The following is a 16,972-nucleotide window of genomic DNA, read 5'->3' as shown; positions in this document are numbered from 1 at the left end:
TAGCTGTTCCTCATGTGTATGCTGTTGGAGTTGACCTCCGTTACCCGTGTATCAGGTACGAAAGGCGGGTTGTGATTTAAAAAGGTGAGGGCTAAAACAACTCAACCCACGGAATATCGGTAAGAATGGCTAAAAATTCATGTGTTAACGCTTGGTAATCCTAAGTTGTGTAGACCAGGAAAAAATTTGCCGTGCTGATAGAGTGAGACTCACCGGTACTCAGTCGCAATATGAAAGGTTTGATTATGCAGCGTTTATGTCAAAAATGGGATTTTTTTCGAGAATGAAAATTAAGCGGTTTGCCTATTCCACTGCTTTTAATAATGTAGCGATCATATTTTCCGCCTGATGCAGATAGCTTCGCCCGAACAGGTTCAGGTGATTGAGTATATGGTACAGGTTGTACAGCGTTTTTCTTCGGGCATAGCCCGGATCCAGCGGATAAACGGTTTTATAGGCCTGATAAAAGGCAGGGCCGAAGCCGCCGAATAACTCGGTCATCGCCAAATCCGTTTCCCGGTCGCCGAAGTAGCAGGCCGGATCGTAAATGACCGGATTGCCCTGATCGTCTGCCGCGGCATTGCCGCCCCATAAATCGCCATGCACCAAAGCCGGTTGCGGCCGGTAGCCGGAAAACAACGGCTTTAAATTCGTACAGAGCTTTTCGCCCAGAGTTTGCAAGTTGCCGCCATACCCCTTGGCGGCCGCCAGTTTTAACTGATGTTCCAGGCGTTGTACGGACCAGAAGCTGATCCAGTCGTCATAACGGCCGTTGATTTGAGCGGTGCTGCCGATGGTGTTGTCCCTATGCCAACCGAAATAGGGCTGTTTTTGCCGATGCAGCTCTGCGAGTTGTTGCCCCAGCAACTGTTCCGAGCGGGTGGACAACCTATTTAAAGGGATATGCTCAAGCACCAAAAAGGCATGATCGGTTGTTTTGCCGCAAATAATAGGTTCCGGTACGCGGATAGCTTGAGCTTGCGCCAGAGCTTGCAGACCGGAGGCTTCGGCTTCGAACATCGCGACTTGTTCCGGGCGGTTCAGCTTGACAAAAAAGCTTTGGTTTTCCGCCAGTAACCGGTAAGCCGCATTAATATCGCCGCCCGCGAGCGGCTCGGCCTCCCGCAAGCGGAAAGGCTGCCCGGTTACCGATTCTATTTGTTGAGCAATGGCCTGCCAATTCATCAGTAGAGCTTGCCGAATAAATCCAAGTGAGTCAGATAAAGCCGCATATCCAGTTCAAACTGATGATAAGCCGGTTCCATGTGCAGGCATAGTTTGTAAAACGCCTTGTTGTGGTCCTTCTCTCTTAAATGCGCCAGTTCATGCACGACAATCATCCTTAAAAATTCCAGCGGCACATTCTTAAACAGCGAGGCCACCCGGATTTCGTTTTTTGCCTTGTGCTTGCCGCCCTGTACCCTGGATATAAAAGTATGCAGGCCCAAGGCATGATGAAGATCTTTAATCTTGTCGTCATAAATCACCTTGCTGAGCGGCTGGGATTGCTTCAGCAAAGCATTCTTCAGCTCAACGGTATAAGCATAAAGCGTCTTATCGGTCCTGATCGTATGGGCAAGCGGATATTTTTTCAGCAGCGTTTCGCCCAGCTTGTCCTCGTCGATCAACAGGCGGACTTGATCGGTTATATTGTCGGGATAGCCGAGTAGATATTTAAATTCTGGCATGGCTTATTGCTTCAGCGATTTCAGTATTTGCTCTAACGGAGCGAGCGAGATCAGCGCCCGGTAAAGCACTGTTTTATCTTCCAGCAGACCGTAACATTCGTAGTGATAAGGCGAGTCTATCGTGCGGCCGATGCCTTCCTTCCTGGATTCCGGCGGGATTTGCCTGATTAGTATATACAGCGCATCGCCGGATTTCAGTTGAGCCAGATAGGTGCGATCAATGCTGATTTTATGCGACATATACACCAGCGGATTACGTTCAAAATCATGTTTTTCTATAACTGCTTTTTCCAGCAAGGCGCTGGATATAAGGCTGCATGGGAATATTTCAGGGAATATGGCTTTATTGTTGAACGGATCGAAAAAAGCATCCTGATCGACCAGGGAGCCGCATAAAAAGTTTTTGGCATTGCTGGTTGTGATGAATTTTCGTTTCAGGAAATAACTGCTGCCGGATATAAAAGACCGGTCGGGGTGCTGATTCAGTACGCCAAACTGCGGAATATCGGGGTTGGGCAGAACCAATGCAAATTTGGATTCTTTTTTGTAGCCCAGCAAGGCCAATGCGCCGCCGGATTTAACGGTAACCCTGTTGCTGAGAACCGTTTCCGGTTCTTCCGTAAATTGCGATTTTTTTATATCGACCGATACCACTTGTCCAGGCTTGACCGCGTTAACAAAAGAAAACTGGTAGTTGCTAAAACGCAGGTTCCTGTCGCTGATCAGCGCATTTTCATTATGCAGCTTGCGATAAAGAAAAATCTTGTGCTCAAGCAATGATTCCAATTGAAACCCGAGTGCAATCGGGCCCTGGAACGGATTGTGATTGATGCGCAGCCACCTGTTCCTGTCGTGGAACAGGTTGAAATCGTCGGTCGCATTACGTGCAACATCAATATGTATTTGATTGAAAACATCCGAACTGTCTGATGTATGCATAGCGCCTCAACGATTAAATTTCCGGTAACTATTTAGCGCCATCAAACACAATGAAATACGGATGACGCAGATGAATATGATGGGCACAGATTTAAAGGCGAGAGTTGAATCGCGCAATGATTTGTAACCTTATTTAATCATAATTATCAGCGTTCTATTTTTTTATTTGGAGGCTGAATGGCGGTTTATTTTGCGATAGTGCTTTAATCGATGAAGCGCCGGGTCAAGTCGCCAAATTCATCGATTCGGCGGTCACGCAGGAACGGCCATATTTGCCTGACCCGCTCGGCTCGAGCTCTATCAATCGTACAACTTAGCAGTTTGGTTTCGGAATCATCGGCGCTGGCGATGATTTCTCCCTGCGGTCCGGCGATAAAGCTGTTGCCCCAGAAGTTGATGCCGGACGCCGAGTCCGGCGCCTGTTCAAAGCCGATGCGGTTGCAGGAAATGACCGGAATGCCGTTGGCGACCGCATGGGAGCGCTGAATGGTAATCCAGGCATTCAATTGGCGTTGCTGCTCTTCGGGAGTATCTTCAGGATCCCAGCCTATCGCAGTCGGGTAAATCAAAAATTCGGCACCGGCCAAAGCCATCAGTCTGGCTGCTTCAGGGTACCATTGATCCCAGCACACCAATACGCCTAACTTGCCGATAGACGTTTCGATCGGCTTAAAGCCCAAATCGCCGGGCGTAAAATAATATTTTTCATAAAAACCCGGGTCGTCGGGGATATGCATTTTCCGGTACTTACCGGCAATGCCGCCGTCCTTGTCGAAAACAACGGCGGTATTGTGATAAAGCCCAGGTGCTCTTTTTTCAAAGATGGTCGAGACGATGACGATTTTCAGCTTTTTAGCTACAGCGGACAGAATTTCAGTGGCCGGGCCGGGAATAGGCTGGGCGAGATCGAAGTTATTATAGTCTTCGCTCTGACAGAAATACGGTCCCAGATGCAGTTCGGGCAATACCACCAAGTCGGCATTGCCGGCTGCGGCCTCATGGATTTTGGCTATGGAAAAATCAAGGTTGGTTTGTCTGTCTGCATTGCAGGGCTGTTGAACAGCGCTAACGAGTAATGTCGATTTCATGATTGGGAGAGTGTAATGGTTTTTAATGGGCGTTATTTTATAACGATTTAGCGACAGTAAATAACCAAACTGCATTTTCGTTGTGAAAATGGGACGAACGCGATGCCGGAGCCGATCCCACGCCGGAGCGTGAGATCGATGTGAATGTATGGGGCTTTCGTTTAAACCGCAGCGCGCGCTCCCAGAGCCCCTTCAGGAAACTGCATCGTCATGCAGTGCAAGCTGCCGTACTGATGCACCAAGGGTTGGCATGGAACGCCGATGATCTCGCGGCCAGGAAAACAACCGGCCAAACGTTCCAACGCAACCGCATCCATCGGGTCTCCGTAAACCGGCACCATGACGGCGCGATTGATGATCAGGAAGTTGGAGTAATTGGCCGGGAGTTGCTGCCCGTCCTCATCGTAAATCGGTTTCGGCAACGGCAGCGGCACCAGATGATAGACATCGCCATCCTGGGTTCTCAGCGCCTGGAGTTGCGTTTCCATGAATTTCAGGCTGGTGTAGTGCGGGTCATCGGCGTCGTCGCAGCTGGTGTAGGCGATGGTGGTGGCGGAGCAAAAGCGCGCCAGGGTATCGATATGGGCATCGGTGTCGTCGCCGGTCAGGTTTTCCTGGTCCAGCCAGAATACCCGTTTTGCCCCAAGATGCTGGAGCAGTTGCTGTTCTATATCTTGTTGGCTCAGGCCTTTGTTACGGTTCGGGTTTAACAGGCATTGTTTGGTGGTCAGGATGGTGTCTATGCCGTCGCTCTCAACGCTGCCGCCTTCCAGAATAAAGTCCACGTCGGTATGGCTGGCGCCTTTAAAGGGTTTGGCGTTCAGCAGCTTATGATTGAGAGCGTTGTCGTTTTGGTGCGAGTATTTCTCGCCCCAGCCGTTGAACAGAAAGTTCATGTGTGTGATGGCGCCGTCTTTTTCGACGCTTAGAAAAACGGTGTCCCTGACCCAGATGTCATTCACAGCGGCGTGGATAAAGTCGATATTGTCGGGCTTGCTGATCAAGGTCTGGATATGCTGCTGATGGCTGTCATCCCTGCATACGATAAGCAGTTTTTGATATTGGCTGATGGTGTCGGCTATAACGCTGTAGGATTGTTCTACGGCTTCAAGATTACGAAAGTCGCCGGTTTTATGCGGCCACGCGATTAAAACAGCGGATTGTTTTTCCCATTCTGCTGGAAATCTGTTCATAAGTTTTAGTTTCCTGTAATTGTATGTTCCGGTTGTTTGTCGAAATTTGAGTGGAGCAACATTTCTTTGGCATGCGCCAGGGTATTGGCGGTGATATTGACGCCGCCGAGCATTCTGGCGATTTCTTCAACGCGCTCTTCGGGTTCCAGTAACCGGACATTGGAAGAAGTAATATCGGTTTGGTTGTTCTTTTCAACGTAGAGATGGTGGTGCGCTTGTGCAGCGACTTGTGGAAGGTGGGTGACGCACATGACTTGCCTATTATGGCTTAAGCTACGCAGTTTTTGTCCGACGATTTCGGCAATGCCTCCTCCTATGCCTGAGTCTACCTCATCAAAAATCATGGTCGGGGTGGTTTTATCACTGGACGTGGTGACTTGAATCGCGAGGCTGATGCGCGACAGTTCGCCGCCGGAAGCCACTTTAGCCAGTGGTTTTGCTGGCAGGCCGGGATTGGCGCTGACCAGGAATTCGATTTTATCTTTGCCGTTCAGTTTGGGGGACTCGCTATCCAGCGTGCCTATGTCGATTAGAAATTCGCCTTGCGGCATGCCCAGTTCCTTGATCATCGCTGAAATTTGCTGTTGCAGTTTTTTGCCGCTAAGAAGGCGTTGCCCGGACAATTCGGCGGCCAGTTGGTGGTATTGGTCGTGCAATTGCTTGGCGCTTGCGGTTAAGGTCTCGATGCGCTCGCTGCTGTGAGTCAGCCCGTCGAGTTCCTGTTCAAGCTTGCTGACCAGTTCCGGCAGCTCGTCCGGGGTAACGTGATGTTTGCGGCTGAGGTTGTGAATAATGCCGAGCTGGTTTTCCAATTCTTGCAGGCGGTGCGGGTCGGCCTCTTGCGATTCGAGAAAACGGCGCAATTGCAGCGACGCCTCTTCGACCTGAATTTGGGCTTCGGACAGCATGGTGCAGATTTCGTTTAATTCGGGCGCAAATTGGGCAATGTAGTTTAATTCGACCAGGCTGTGGTTCAGTATTTGATTGACCGATTGCCGGTCGTCTTCATACAGCAGGTCGACCTGAGCCTGTCCGGTGATTAATATCTGCCCCAGATTGGCCAGCTTGCCGTGCTCTTCGGAAAGCTCGGCATAGCTGAAATTCGCCAGATCCAGCTGCTGCAATTCTTCAATCTGGTAGCGCAGCAATTCTTCGCGTTCGGTTTGGTCGACGCCGGCTTTAATCAGGTTTGCCAGCTCTTTATTGGTCTGGTGCCATTCCCGGTAACAGGCATTGACGCTGTCCAGCAGCGGCTGGTTTTTTGCGTAGGCATCCAGCAGGCGGCGTTGCTCGTCGGCGTTGAGCAGGGTCAAGTGCGCATGTTGGCCGTGAATTTCAACCAGCTTTTCGCTAAGCTCCTGCAAGGCCTGCAAGGTGACCGGGCGGTTGTTGATATACGCTTTGGAACGGCCGTCGCTATTCACAACGCGGCGGATCAGGCATTGATGATCGGCATCCAGCTCGTTGTCCTTCAACCATTGCTGCGCCAACGGCGCATCGGCCAAATCGAATTCCAGGTTGATCTCGGCGCGATTGCTGTCCGGGCGCACATAGCCCGAATCGGCCCGGTCGCCCAAGGCGAGCCCCAATGCGGTCAATAAAATGGACTTGCCCGCCCCGGTTTCGCCGGTCAGCACCGACATGCCTTTTTCCAGGTCGAGATCCAGTGATTTAACGACGGCGAGGTCGATGATATTAAGGTTCAATAGCATGATTGTCTGTGTGGTAACCACTGCTCCAGTTTAATTTTTCCCTGAGGATATGAAAGAAATCATGGCCTTCAGGATGCAAAATTCTAATCGGTTTGGGTTCTTTCTTTATCAAAATCTTGTCGCTGATTAAAACTTCGGGAATTTCAATATGATCGCAAGTCACCAAGGCGTTGATTTGTTTGGTCTGGCAAAAGCTGATTTCAATTTCAGCCGAATCGTTGATTACGATAGGCCGGTTCGACAAGGTATGGGGATTAAGCGGCACCAGTACCAGCGCGTTTAACGCAGGATGCAAAATCGGCCCGCCGGCGGACAGGGAATAAGCGGTCGATCCGGTCGGCGTGGAAATAATCAGGCCGTCGGAGCGCTGGGAATTTAAAAATACGTTATCGATTTTGGTGATGATCTCTATCATGCTGGGCGTTACCCAGCGGTGGATAACCACTTCATTGACCGCGGTTTCTTCGTGGATAACGTGCCCTTCACGGATGATCTTGGTGCGCAATAAATAGCGTTTTTCCTCCGTGTAATGGCCTTGAAGGATGTGCAGCAGCTTATCGGACAGCTCGTCGGGCGATATGTCCACCAGAAAGCCAAGACGCCCCAGGTTGATGCCGATCAACGGAATATCGTATTCGACAATCGCGCGGGCGGCGGCAAGAAAAGTGCCGTCGCCGCCAACGGCGATAACCAGGTCGCAATGCCGGCCCAGTGTGTCTATGGAGCAGGATTTAACGGACGGATTGCCAATAAAATGCGCGCTGTCTTTCGCAATAATGACCGTGTACCTGTGTTGCTTTAAAAAAACATGCAGCGAGGTCAACGTCGCGGCTATGCTTGGGTCGCTGGGTTTGCCTATGATGCCGATGGTCTTAAAAGGAGTCTGCATTGTTTGGATAACAATCATGAAATGAATTTGATTATACAAAAAATCCCAGGCAAGCCAACGAGTATTACTGATTCCCCGGATATTTCGGATGCCGTGCGGCGCGGTCTTGCCTTTTAACTTGATATTTTTCAACAATAGACACAATCTATGTAAACGGCTTGATGGAATCGGTTGGCAAAGCTGTGAAGACTGTAAGGCCGGTGTGAAATTATTAATTAAGGGGATTAACAATGAAACTATTGCACAGAAAAGACCTGTTCGGCTGGTCGGAATTCAATCGGGAGCGCAACCTCGATTTTCATAGCGTGCTTTGGGTACGCGAGGACGGTAATGTCTTGATCGATCCGTTGCCGATGTCCGAACACGATCACAGTCACCTGCAAAGTCTGGGCGGGGTCAGTTTTATCGTGATCACCAACAGCGACCATTGCCGCGACGCCGAACATATAGCCGAGGTGACCGGTGCTGCGATTTACGGGCCGGCAGCCGAGGAAGAAACTTTTCCGCTGGCATGCGCCCGCTGGCTCCACGATGAGGAAGAAATCGTTCCGGGGCTGGTAGCGTACCAGCTTAACGGTTCTAAAACGCCGGGAGAATTGGCCTTGCTTTTGAAGCACAGCACGTTGATAACCGGGGATTTAATCCGCTGCCATATCGGTGGCGAATTGTGCATGTTGCCGGACGAAAAGCTGAAGGATAAAGCCAAGGCCGTTCAATCGGTCAAACGCATCGCCGATTTGCCCGATATTAAAGCCGTTTTAACCGGAGACGGTTGGCCGCTGTTCAATCACGGCGGCGAAGCCTTGCACCGTCTGGCAAGATCGTTGAACCAATAGGTGACTTTTTCTTCTACAATATGCCGCTTGGCGGCGTCTTAAGACATACAGCGGGTTTTGTTAATGTGGGTACAAAAAGAGTTTTCATTGCCGGAAAAAAGCCGGGGCTTTCACCTGATCACCGGTGAAATCCTGAGCGTTATTCCCGAATTGGCTGCCGTCAAGTGCGGATTGCTGCACCTTTTTATCAAGCATACTTCGGCGTCGTTGACGGTTAATGAGAATGCGGACCCGACGGTGCGTCAGGATCTGGAAAGCCACTTTAATAGATTCGTGCCGGAAGGCGCGCCTTATTATAAGCATGCCTATGAAGGCGACGATGACATGCCGGCCCATATCAAAAACACCCTGCTGGGTTCCAGTTGCAGCATTCCGATTACCGATGGCAAGCTTAATTTAGGAATCTGGCAAGGCATTTACCTGTGCGAGCACCGCAACCGGGGCGGCGGCAGGCGTATCGTAGCCACTATACAAGGACAGGCTAGAGCCACTGGGTAGGCCGACCCGGCGGTTGGTAGTCAATAGTTCAGGACATTGAGAGAGCATTTTGAAGATATTAGTAACAGGCGCTGCCGGGTTTATAGGTTCAAGCCTGAGCCTGAAATTGCTGGAGCGGGGCGACGAGGTTGTCGGCATAGATAATCTTAACGATTATTACGATGTTAATTTGAAACTGGCAAGGCTGGAACGCTTGCGCAGCTATGACCGGTTTAAATTCATCAAGCTTGAAATTGCGGATAAAAATGCAATGGAAGATCTTTTTGTCCGGGAGAAGATTCAACGCGTCATGCATCTGGCGGCTCAAGCAGGTGTGCGGCACTCGATAGCCAATCCGCATACCTATATCGATTCAAACATAGTCAGCTTCATCAATATACTGGAAGGGTGCAGACAGTCAGAGGTCGAGCATTTGGTCTATGCGTCATCCAGTTCGGTTTACGGCGCGAATACCAAAATGCCGTTTTCCGTCCATGACAATGTCGATCATCCTGTTTCCCTTTATGCGGCCAGCAAAAAAGCCAATGAATTAATGGCGCATACATACAGCCATCTTTATCAGCTGCCGACCACCGGCCTGCGTTTTTTTACCGTTTACGGCCCCTGGGGACGGCCGGACATGTCGTTGTTCAGGTTCACCCGTAACATCCTTGAGGGTAAAGCGATAGACGTGTTTAATTACGGTAATCACCGCCGCGATTTCACCTATATAGATGACATCGTTGATGGGGTGGTCAGGGTTATCGATCAACCGGCAAAAGTTAATCCCGACTGGTCGAGTGACAACCCGGATCCGGCGACCAGCTTTGCCCCCTACCGTTTATATAACATCGGCAACAATAATCCGGTGCATTTGTTAGCGTTCATCGAAGCGCTGGAAAAATGTTTGGGCAAAACGGCGACCAAGAATTTATTGCCCATGCAGCCGGGCGATGTGCCCGATACCTACGCGGACATTTCGGATTTAGCGCGTGATTTGGGCTATAAACCCGTCACGCAGCTGGAAGACGGTATTAGGAATTTTGTTGAGTGGTATAAGGATTTTTACTGGGTAGATTTGTAGGTCGGGCAACGAAAAGCTGTTGCCCTGCTTTATATCTCGATTTTATCCGATCCCACAGATAAAATCCCCTGATGATCACCGGGCGGAAGACGGAGAAGCAGAGCCCGCCTGAGGCTTCGAGCCTGACGCGTAGAGTACGCTCTACTTGGCTGGAAATCTTGATATTCGACATGGATTGACTATTAAAATGCGTTAGAATTGCCCGGCCATTCCGGCATTCGTAAATGGTGCGCGGTGGCGCACCCTACCTGATTTTATATAAGGAGCTACCAACATGAGTGAAGTTGAAGAGCTTGAAACCCGCGTTCGCAACCTACCTAAAGAAGAATTCTCAAAGTTTCGAGACTGGTTTTTTGAACTTGAAAACGAAATCTGGGATAAGCAGATTAAATCGGATTTTCAAGCCGGGAAATTTAAACGGCTAGTTGAGAAAGCGCGAGAAGAATTTGCTCAAGGAAAGGCCCGCGAACTTTGAAGCACTACACCTCATCGGACTTCTGGATACTGTACGGGAAGCTTCCTGGCGAAATTCGAGAGCTTGCTGATAAAAATTACGAGTTGCTTAAAGAAAACCCTCGTCATCCATCTCTACAGTTGAAACGCATTGAAGAACTGTGGTCGGTGCGTGTAGGGCAGCACTACCGCGCTATTGGAATTGATGCTCCAGACGGGATTCAGTGGATTTGGATCGGCTCTCATGCCGACTATGACAAAATCATCGCCTAATGCCTAAAGGTACGCACGCGTACCCTACGGCTTGTCAGCTTGCCCGTCGTCAGCCCGCTCCCTCAATAATTAAGGCAACGGCGCATCCTGCAATCGGGTAATCCAGGCTTCTTTGGCTTGCGGGTCAACGTGGAAGGCAAGATTTTCCGATTTATGCAATAAGCCTTCTTCGCCTGAGGCATTAGGATTGAGTTGGCGTTTTTCGATAAAATCCGCCATGCGGCGCACGTTATAAATCAACAAGCCCCGATAGTGATTTTGGGTGCGATAAATTTGATAACCGACATTGCTTTCTTTAAACACGGGGTTGCGTTTTAGCCATTGTTCGATGCTGTCCGCATCATCATTGGCCAATTTCTTTAAAACTGACTGCGGATGTCGTTCGATAATGGTTTTAAAGTGGCTGCTCAAGCTGCTCGATAACTGATTGCGGTGCAGGGCGCGAATGTCCTCATCGTTTAAGTCGAAACTCTCGGCGACTAAATAATGTTTGTCGCGGTCGCCGTCATTGGCGAATAACGATATTTTTTCCAACGCCGAGTGTTGCAGCGCGGTCAGAAAAGAATCGGGGGCGCGAATGTGTTTATCGATTGTGACCACCCACGGCAACGCGCGTCCGGTTTGTTCAAAGCGTTGTTTTACGCTGCATACCACCGCGGAACGCGGTAATTCGTCTTCACGCCCTTCGGGTTTTACCAGGAACGCATCCACTGCGGTAATTTGCGTTTGAAACCCCGCCGCTTTGAATTGTTCGACGATGGCGGTGTAGCGCGGTTTGTACGGAATACCCGTGCCGTCATAAAGAATGTTGAAGCCGTGTGCGATGGCATGTTCCGCGACTAAGCTACGCAGACGGGTCGCAAACGGTTCGACGTAGACATAATCATCGCTATGGTGGCTGGCGGCAGTCAGCACCTGATATAAGTCGCTTATTTTGCGGAATTCATCCAATGACGTAATCACGAAATTATCGCCGCATTGGGCGGCGGCAATTTCTTCGACCGCCGTTTTACCGGAGCCTGCGCCGCCCATCGACATAAATAACTTGGGCTGGGGATCGGGTGTTTTGCCTGCAAAAATCGCCTGTTTCGCCAGTTCCAGTTTTTCAATGATGACGCTTAAGCGGTCATAGGCAATCTCCACCGCCCGCGCCAGGCGCTCATCGCCATCGGAGGCCAGCATTAGGGCGTCTTTTAAACCGTTTTGGCTTACCAAATCGAAAATGCCGGCCTTGTTGCCTGCGCACCGGCGCAACAATTCCATCAACTCGGTATGCGCGGGCGAGCGCAAGCCGGTCAATAAATTAATATCCAGGCAAAATAACGGCGCTGCGCCGTCGGCATCGATGCTGATACCGTCAATGTCGTGCTTGCCCGGAGCGCGCAAGGCTTCGGTGTTCGGCAAGTAACCGATCACATTATCCGCCGCACTGCGGGGATAATCGGCTAAATGCTTGCCGGCAAGGAACAGTTCTTTTTGAATGCCGGCGAACGGCACCAGGCCGCCGTTAACGGAAACCAGGCATTCAATGCCGTCGGCGGTTTTTTGCGATAAAAACGGAATGCCGAAGATGAAAGTTTTATTTTCGGGCCATTGGCCGTAACCGTTCGCGATGTTGTTTAGGCTTTGGGTGCGCGTTGGATCGAGCGCGTGCTGAAAAGCCAAGGTCACCGCTTCATGGGAGCTTTGAGTATCATGGAGCGAGATCGCATCAGTCGATTCCAGGCGCCTGAAATCAATGCCCGGTTCATAGACGCTCTTAAAAGCGGGCAAATTGCCTAAGGCGGTCATAAAAAAATCCAGGGTCAAGCGGTTGCCGTAGGAAAACGGGCGAACATTGCGCATTTGTCGATAAAACCGCGCCAAGCGTTCGCCGATGTTTTCGGTATGCATCACAAAACCGTTCTTATCGAAAACGGCGCTGTCGATATTATTCTCATCATTTAACACCAGGCATTCGATGGCTTCCCGAAAGGCTTTGCGCTTGGCGGCGTCGGTCATGGCTCCGGGACGATGATTGACGGTCGCCTGTTCTTTCCAGTCGCTGAATATCTCGCGGTGAATGCGGGAAAACAGCTCCGTCATATAGGTCACGCGCTTGGCTTGGTCATGAGAAACCGTTTCTTCGGCTTCCTTGTGCAGTGTGGACAACAGCTTCGTCCCTTGAGCGATTGCCAACACCGTGCGTAATTTTTTTAATTGGGCATAGCTTGATAATTGAGGCATTGTTTTGTCTCTAGTGCCGGTATTGATATGTCGTTTAGCTCAGCGTAAATCCGCTCATCCTTCGACAGGCTCAGGACGAACGGATTTACTTTTGCCCGTCAAAATAGGATTGATTGAGTACTAGCGTTTTTTCCTATTTCCAAATGCTGACAATATTGGTGAAGTCGTCCGTCCAGGGCTTCATGTCGAAGTATAAGGGCATTTTTTGCCAGTTGCCGAGACGGCTCAGGCGTAGCGGTTCCAATGTTTCGGCCTGTTTTGCCATGACCACCCAGTCGGTCGCAACGACCAGCGGGATGTCCTGTTGCGGCTTGAATTCCTGAATCAGCGCAGCCAAGTGCAGGGCTTCCGCGTTAATCGACAATACTTTTTTCAGCGACAAATGGCGGTTGGTCATATGGAATGCCAATATGCCGCCCGGTTTGAGTTTCTTGAAATAAAGCTCCAGCGCTTCCTTGGTCAGCAGGTGAGTCGGCACCGAATCGGAACTGAACGCATCCATGATTAATAAATCAAAATGCTGGTCGGGCTCTTTTTCCAGCGACAAGCGGGCGTCGCCGACGCGCATCGTAGCATTGCGGGCGCATTGGCTCAGGTAGCTGAAATAGGCCGGGTTGCCGGCAATGTCCACCACCAGCGGGTCGATTTCGTACAGCGTCCAGTTTTGCTGGTCTTTGGCATAGCAGGCCAAGGCTCCCGCGCCCAGTCCGACTACGCCGATATTCCAGCTTTGATCGCTATTATCGTATTCCTTAAACAGCTGCCCCATCGGCCCAGGGCGGCTGTAATAGGTCAGCGGTATTTGGCTTAGGTTGGCAGCCAGGCGCTGCGCACCGTGTTTGGTCGTGCCGTGGAACAGTTCATGATAATGTTCGGGCTTGCCTTGTTCATCGGTCAACACGGCGTCACGCACGGCCAGTACGCCAAAAAAGGTGCGCTCCTGATACAGCGTATGCGAGGACAGGCCATGCACGCCGAGCGCAAGGAAGATGATCGCGCCGGTCGTTAACGCGAAACCGACCGGGCGCGTCCTGAGCAGATAGGTCAACAAGGTCAAGCCTATCAGGCCGATGACGATGGCGTCGAAATACTGGAGTAAATCGCCGACGGCCGCATGAAGAACCAAAGCGGCAATAACCAGCAGGGCGGGGGCTATTACCTGCAACGCTAATCCGGCGTTCAATGACGGCTTCAGGCCGGGGCGCAGCAGCAGGGCCGCAACAATCATGATCGGGTATTCGTAAACCGCATTGAATACGAACGGCGCGACAAAAGTGTTGAACATGCCACCCAACATGCCCGCAAACGACATGATCAGGTAGAAAGTCGTTAAATGCCGGGTATGCGGCCTTAGTTTTGCCAGTTCGCCGTGGCAGACCATCACCGCAAAGAAAAAGGCGGTCAGGTGCAAAATCAGGTAGGCCCAGTAAGGCAAATCGGCCGGATTAATGAACGCGTAGGCGATAAACGGCAGCAGGAAAAGCGGTTGCAGCTTCACCATCAGCGGATGAATTTTGTCGTTCCATTTGGAAAAGACGATTACGAAAGACAGTAAGTACAGCGTTAACGGGATGATCCACAGCAAAGGCACCGACGCAATGTCGGTGCTGATGAAGTTGGTCAGGCCCAGCAGCAGGCTGGACGGCACGAAGGCCAGAGCCAGCCAGTGCAGTTTGGTGGTCAGGCTGAGATCGTTTTTATCGGCAACGGCATCTATGTCTTCTTGTCGCTCGTTCGCTTGCCGGTTTTTCCATAGCGCAAAAGCGCAGCCCGCAATCAACAGGCAAAGCAGTAGATAGCCGACGCCCCAGTAACTCTTCTGATTAGCCAGTCCGATATTGGGTTCAAGCAGGAACGGATAACTCAGCAACGCAATCAGGCTGCCGGTATTGCTGGCTGCATACAGATAATAAGGATCATGGCTGGTGTGGTGGCCGACATGGGCGAACCATTTTTGAATCAGCGGCGCGGTCGTGGATACGACGAAAAAAGGCAGGCCGATCGCAAGAAACAAAGTCCAGAGCAGCCAGAAGGTTGGGTTGCTCTCTGTCGGCGGGACGGTGTTTTCAGGCAGAGCCAACGGCAGCGCCAGAAAGCTGATCAGTATGACCGCAGTATGAATCAGGATTTGGCGGTGCCGGCTATAGCGCGTAGAAAGATAATGGGCGTAAAGATAACCCAGAAACAAAACACTCTGGTAAAACACCATGCAGGTGTTCCATACCGCAGGGGAGCCGCCCAGTAAGGGTAATAAAATCTTGCCGAACAGCGGTTGCAGCACAAACATTAGCGACGCACTGGTAAACAAGGTCGCGGCAAACAGGAAGATCAGGGATAAATTGCGGTCGGTTGTGGCTTGTGAATGGTGGCTCATTATTTTTATAGGTAGCCCTTTGGGCTTTTAATTTTTAATGGCTTAATGATAAAGCATTTGCCGCTGTAGAGGGCAGTTCAAAATTAAAAAAGGCGGCGTGAATCGTTCATCTACGCACCGCTTGCTCTTGGCTGAATTATTCCGCTTAGGAACGTGCATGAAATAACTTGAACAAGTTTTATTTTTCATTTTTTAACCATGAAGGACATGAAGCGGCATGAAAGGTTTAAGTCTTCATGTCCTTCATGCTCTATGGTAATTGCCTAAATTAATTTATGCACGATCCTTAAGAGGGTGTGTCCCATCTGTGCGCGGTTGTTTCAATCATTCCCATTGTGTACCATGTCACTGCATTACCAAACAACGTGCGCCCGAAACGTATCGTCACTCACTTCAAATAATATAAATCAATTGCTTACTTAAATAACGCTCATCATTCTGGCTGGGAATATAACAATAATAAATAGGAGGACAGTTTCATGTCTGCTAGACCTTTTTCAGATCAAGCCATTGCCGCTCAAGATATACCCGACGATAGCCGACTGGCCGTTTCGTTCCGGTTGTTGTTGGGCTTGTATGCAATCATTCCCTTGTGTTTATCGTTGCAGTTGCTTGACAGTTGGTTTTGGCAGGGATTTTTACAGGAACATTTGCCGAGCAGTCCCAAGCAGTTTCTATTGTTTCAAATCATTTTCGGCACGCCGCATATCGTAGCAAGCTCCATATTACTGGCCAGCAATACCGAATACCTGAAATTTTATAAGTTGAAAATCATTTTGATGACGCTTGCCATTATGATGATTTTTGGCGTCGGCAGTCTGTTTATTTCCTATAAAGCGCTTTATGTGACGGTGGCGGCCTGGACCGTATACCATGTGCTTAAACAGCAGCTAGGCGTTGGGCGCGGAGTCTATCGTTTGCCCGATTGGGCTTTTTATCTGATATTGTGGCTGAGCGTTGCGGCGGGCATTTTTGTTTACATCGGCATATTCCTGAAAAACAGCCTGGATGCGCAGCAGCTGGAGTTGATAAAGCTTGTTGCGGGCGGCTTATGTGCCGGGTTGGTGTGCGGCGCGCTGCTATGCCGGCGCTATGTGACCACGCAATTGGGCCGGTATTTTTTGTGGTCCAATGTTTTATTGGTATTAAGCAGTTTTTATCTGTTTGTTCAGCAGTATTATTTCCTGGCGATTTTAGTGCCGAGACTGGTGCATGACGCGACGGCCTATATTTTCTATGTGGTGCATGATTACAACAAGCACCACAGCCATCCGCAGAATTTTATGTACCGCTATGCGGCGCGTTGTCATGTGCCGGTTTTTATCGTGTTGCCCCTGTGTTCGTTTGTGCTGGCGTTTGTGTTGCAGTCATACGGGGACGGTGCGTTCAATGCGTTAACCGAGTTCTTGTTCGGGGTTGAGATTAACAAGGCTGTTACCCTGGGTTTTCTGGGTTATCTGGCGTTGATGCATTATTACACCGAGGCATTTACCTGGAAGCAGGGTTCGCCGTATCGGCGGTTTATTGCGTTTTCGAAATAGGAAGAAAGACGGAAGATAAAAGATAAAAGGCAAAAGGCAAAAGGCAAAAGGCGAAGGGCGAAGGGCGAAAAAAACTTGCATTTAAGTTTAAGGGGTATTTCAATTTTTAGCCTTTAGCCTTTAGCCTTTAGCCTTTAGCCTTTAGCCTTTAGCCTTTAGCCTTTAGCCTTTAGCCTTTAGCCTTTAGCCTTTAGCCTTT

General features: G+C 50.1%; 15 protein-coding genes. 6 read left to right on the top strand and 9 right to left on the bottom strand.

Going from position 1 to position 16,972, the window contains the following annotated elements; genetic code table 11:
* Nucleotides 1–303: 303 nt before the first annotated feature.
* From V3O24_RS09050 to V3O24_RS09020, 7 genes are all read right to left on the bottom strand, one after another.
* Complete coding sequence (locus tag V3O24_RS09050) at nt 304–1,185, bottom strand: fructosamine kinase family protein (protein WP_331307017.1); 882 nt, start codon at nt 1,183–1,185, stop codon at nt 304–306.
* Nucleotides 1,185–1,688 carry a M48 family metallopeptidase gene (locus V3O24_RS09045; protein WP_331307016.1) on the bottom strand — a complete coding sequence of 168 codons (504 nt, stop codon included), beginning with the start codon at nt 1,686–1,688 and terminating at the stop codon, nt 1,185–1,187. Before V3O24_RS09045 ends, V3O24_RS09050 begins: the two co-directional genes overlap by 1 nt.
* A gap of 3 nt (nt 1,689–1,691) precedes the next feature.
* Entirely contained in the window at nt 1,692–2,627 is a 936-nt protein-coding gene (locus tag V3O24_RS09040) for a hypothetical protein (RefSeq protein WP_104424968.1), read from the bottom strand.
* 203 nt (nt 2,628–2,830) lie between these two features.
* Nucleotides 2,831–3,715 (bottom strand): carbon-nitrogen hydrolase, encoded by an 885-nt coding sequence (locus tag V3O24_RS09035; protein WP_331307015.1) that lies wholly within the window; start codon nt 3,713–3,715, stop codon nt 2,831–2,833.
* A gap of 161 nt (nt 3,716–3,876) precedes the next feature.
* Nucleotides 3,877–4,908: an agmatine deiminase family protein gene (locus tag V3O24_RS09030; RefSeq protein WP_331307014.1), complete on the bottom strand. Its 1,032-nt coding sequence runs from the start codon at nt 4,906–4,908 to the stop codon at nt 3,877–3,879.
* Nucleotides 4,909–4,913: 5 nt separating this feature from the next.
* Nucleotides 4,914–6,620 carry a DNA repair protein RecN gene (gene recN, locus V3O24_RS09025; protein ID WP_331307013.1) on the bottom strand — a complete coding sequence of 569 codons (1,707 nt, stop codon included), beginning with the start codon at nt 6,618–6,620 and terminating at the stop codon, nt 4,914–4,916.
* Nucleotides 6,604–7,509, bottom strand: a complete 906-nt coding sequence (locus V3O24_RS09020; protein WP_331307012.1) for an NAD(+) kinase — start codon at nt 7,507–7,509, stop codon at nt 6,604–6,606. The genes recN and V3O24_RS09020 overlap by 17 nt, the downstream gene beginning before the upstream one ends.
* Nucleotides 7,510–7,739: 230 nt before the next feature.
* Here V3O24_RS09020 and V3O24_RS09015 point away from each other — a divergent pair, with 230 nt between their 5' ends.
* The 5 genes from V3O24_RS09015 (at nt 7,740) to V3O24_RS08995 (ending at nt 10,632) form a co-directional block, all read left to right on the top strand.
* Entirely contained in the window at nt 7,740–8,345 is a 606-nt protein-coding gene (locus V3O24_RS09015) for an MBL fold metallo-hydrolase (RefSeq protein WP_104424971.1), read from the top strand.
* A gap of 63 nt (nt 8,346–8,408) precedes the next feature.
* Nucleotides 8,409–8,843, top strand: coding sequence for a secondary thiamine-phosphate synthase enzyme YjbQ (locus V3O24_RS09010; protein WP_331307011.1), 435 nt, complete (start codon nt 8,409–8,411; stop codon nt 8,841–8,843).
* A gap of 49 nt (nt 8,844–8,892) precedes the next feature.
* Complete coding sequence (locus V3O24_RS09005) at nt 8,893–9,906, top strand: NAD-dependent epimerase (RefSeq protein WP_331307010.1); 1,014 nt, start codon at nt 8,893–8,895, stop codon at nt 9,904–9,906.
* Nucleotides 9,907–10,180: 274 nt separating this feature from the next.
* Nucleotides 10,181–10,381, top strand: a complete 201-nt coding sequence (locus V3O24_RS09000) for a hypothetical protein (protein ID WP_104424974.1) — start codon at nt 10,181–10,183, stop codon at nt 10,379–10,381.
* On the top strand, nt 10,378–10,632 hold the full coding sequence (locus V3O24_RS08995) for a hypothetical protein (RefSeq protein WP_104424975.1): 255 nt from the start codon (nt 10,378–10,380) through the stop codon (nt 10,630–10,632). The genes V3O24_RS09000 and V3O24_RS08995 overlap by 4 nt, the downstream gene beginning before the upstream one ends.
* 69 nt (nt 10,633–10,701) lie before the next feature.
* Here the strand turns inward: V3O24_RS08995 and V3O24_RS08990 are convergent, their stop codons facing one another.
* Complete coding sequence (locus V3O24_RS08990; RefSeq protein WP_104424976.1) at nt 10,702–12,858, bottom strand: zeta toxin family protein; 2,157 nt, start codon at nt 12,856–12,858, stop codon at nt 10,702–10,704.
* Between the two features lie 133 nt (nt 12,859–12,991).
* Nucleotides 12,992–15,232 carry a fused MFS/spermidine synthase gene (locus V3O24_RS08985; protein ID WP_331307009.1) on the bottom strand — a complete coding sequence of 747 codons (2,241 nt, stop codon included), beginning with the start codon at nt 15,230–15,232 and terminating at the stop codon, nt 12,992–12,994.
* Between the two features lie 479 nt (nt 15,233–15,711).
* Here V3O24_RS08985 and V3O24_RS08980 point away from each other — a divergent pair, with 479 nt between their 5' ends.
* Entirely contained in the window at nt 15,712–16,773 is a 1,062-nt protein-coding gene (locus V3O24_RS08980) for a hypothetical protein (RefSeq protein WP_331307008.1), read from the top strand.
* Nucleotides 16,774–16,972: the final 199 nt, after the last annotated feature.

The sequence above is a fragment of the Methylobacter sp. Wu8 genome, assembly GCF_036440755.1.
Lineage (GTDB): Bacteria > Pseudomonadota > Gammaproteobacteria > Methylococcales > Methylomonadaceae > Methylobacter_A > Methylobacter_A tundripaludum_A.
The sequence above is the reverse complement of the archived record's forward strand: the minus strand, read 5'-3'. Positions and strand labels throughout refer to the sequence as shown.

Coding starts and splice junctions, on each gene's coding strand:
- V3O24_RS09030 (WP_331307014.1), bottom strand. CDS start 4,908: ATGAACAGATTTCCAGCAGAATGGGAAAAACAATCCGCTGTTTTAATC.
- V3O24_RS09010 (WP_331307011.1), top strand. CDS start 8,409: ATGTGGGTACAAAAAGAGTTTTCATTGCCGGAAAAAAGCCGGGGCTTT.
- V3O24_RS09050 (WP_331307017.1), bottom strand. CDS start 1,185: ATGAATTGGCAGGCCATTGCTCAACAAATAGAATCGGTAACCGGGCAG.
- V3O24_RS09015 (WP_104424971.1), top strand. CDS start 7,740: ATGAAACTATTGCACAGAAAAGACCTGTTCGGCTGGTCGGAATTCAAT.
- V3O24_RS09035 (WP_331307015.1), bottom strand. CDS start 3,715: ATGAAATCGACATTACTCGTTAGCGCTGTTCAACAGCCCTGCAATGCA.
- recN (WP_331307013.1), bottom strand. CDS start 6,620: ATGCTATTGAACCTTAATATCATCGACCTCGCCGTCGTTAAATCACTG.
- V3O24_RS09000 (WP_104424974.1), top strand. CDS start 10,181: ATGAGTGAAGTTGAAGAGCTTGAAACCCGCGTTCGCAACCTACCTAAA.
- V3O24_RS09040 (WP_104424968.1), bottom strand. CDS start 2,627: ATGCATACATCAGACAGTTCGGATGTTTTCAATCAAATACATATTGAT.
- V3O24_RS08985 (WP_331307009.1), bottom strand. CDS start 15,232: ATGAGCCACCATTCACAAGCCACAACCGACCGCAATTTATCCCTGATC.
- V3O24_RS09045 (WP_331307016.1), bottom strand. CDS start 1,688: ATGCCAGAATTTAAATATCTACTCGGCTATCCCGACAATATAACCGAT.
- V3O24_RS08980 (WP_331307008.1), top strand. CDS start 15,712: ATGTCTGCTAGACCTTTTTCAGATCAAGCCATTGCCGCTCAAGATATA.
- V3O24_RS09020 (WP_331307012.1), bottom strand. CDS start 7,509: ATGCAGACTCCTTTTAAGACCATCGGCATCATAGGCAAACCCAGCGAC.
- V3O24_RS08990 (WP_104424976.1), bottom strand. CDS start 12,858: ATGCCTCAATTATCAAGCTATGCCCAATTAAAAAAATTACGCACGGTG.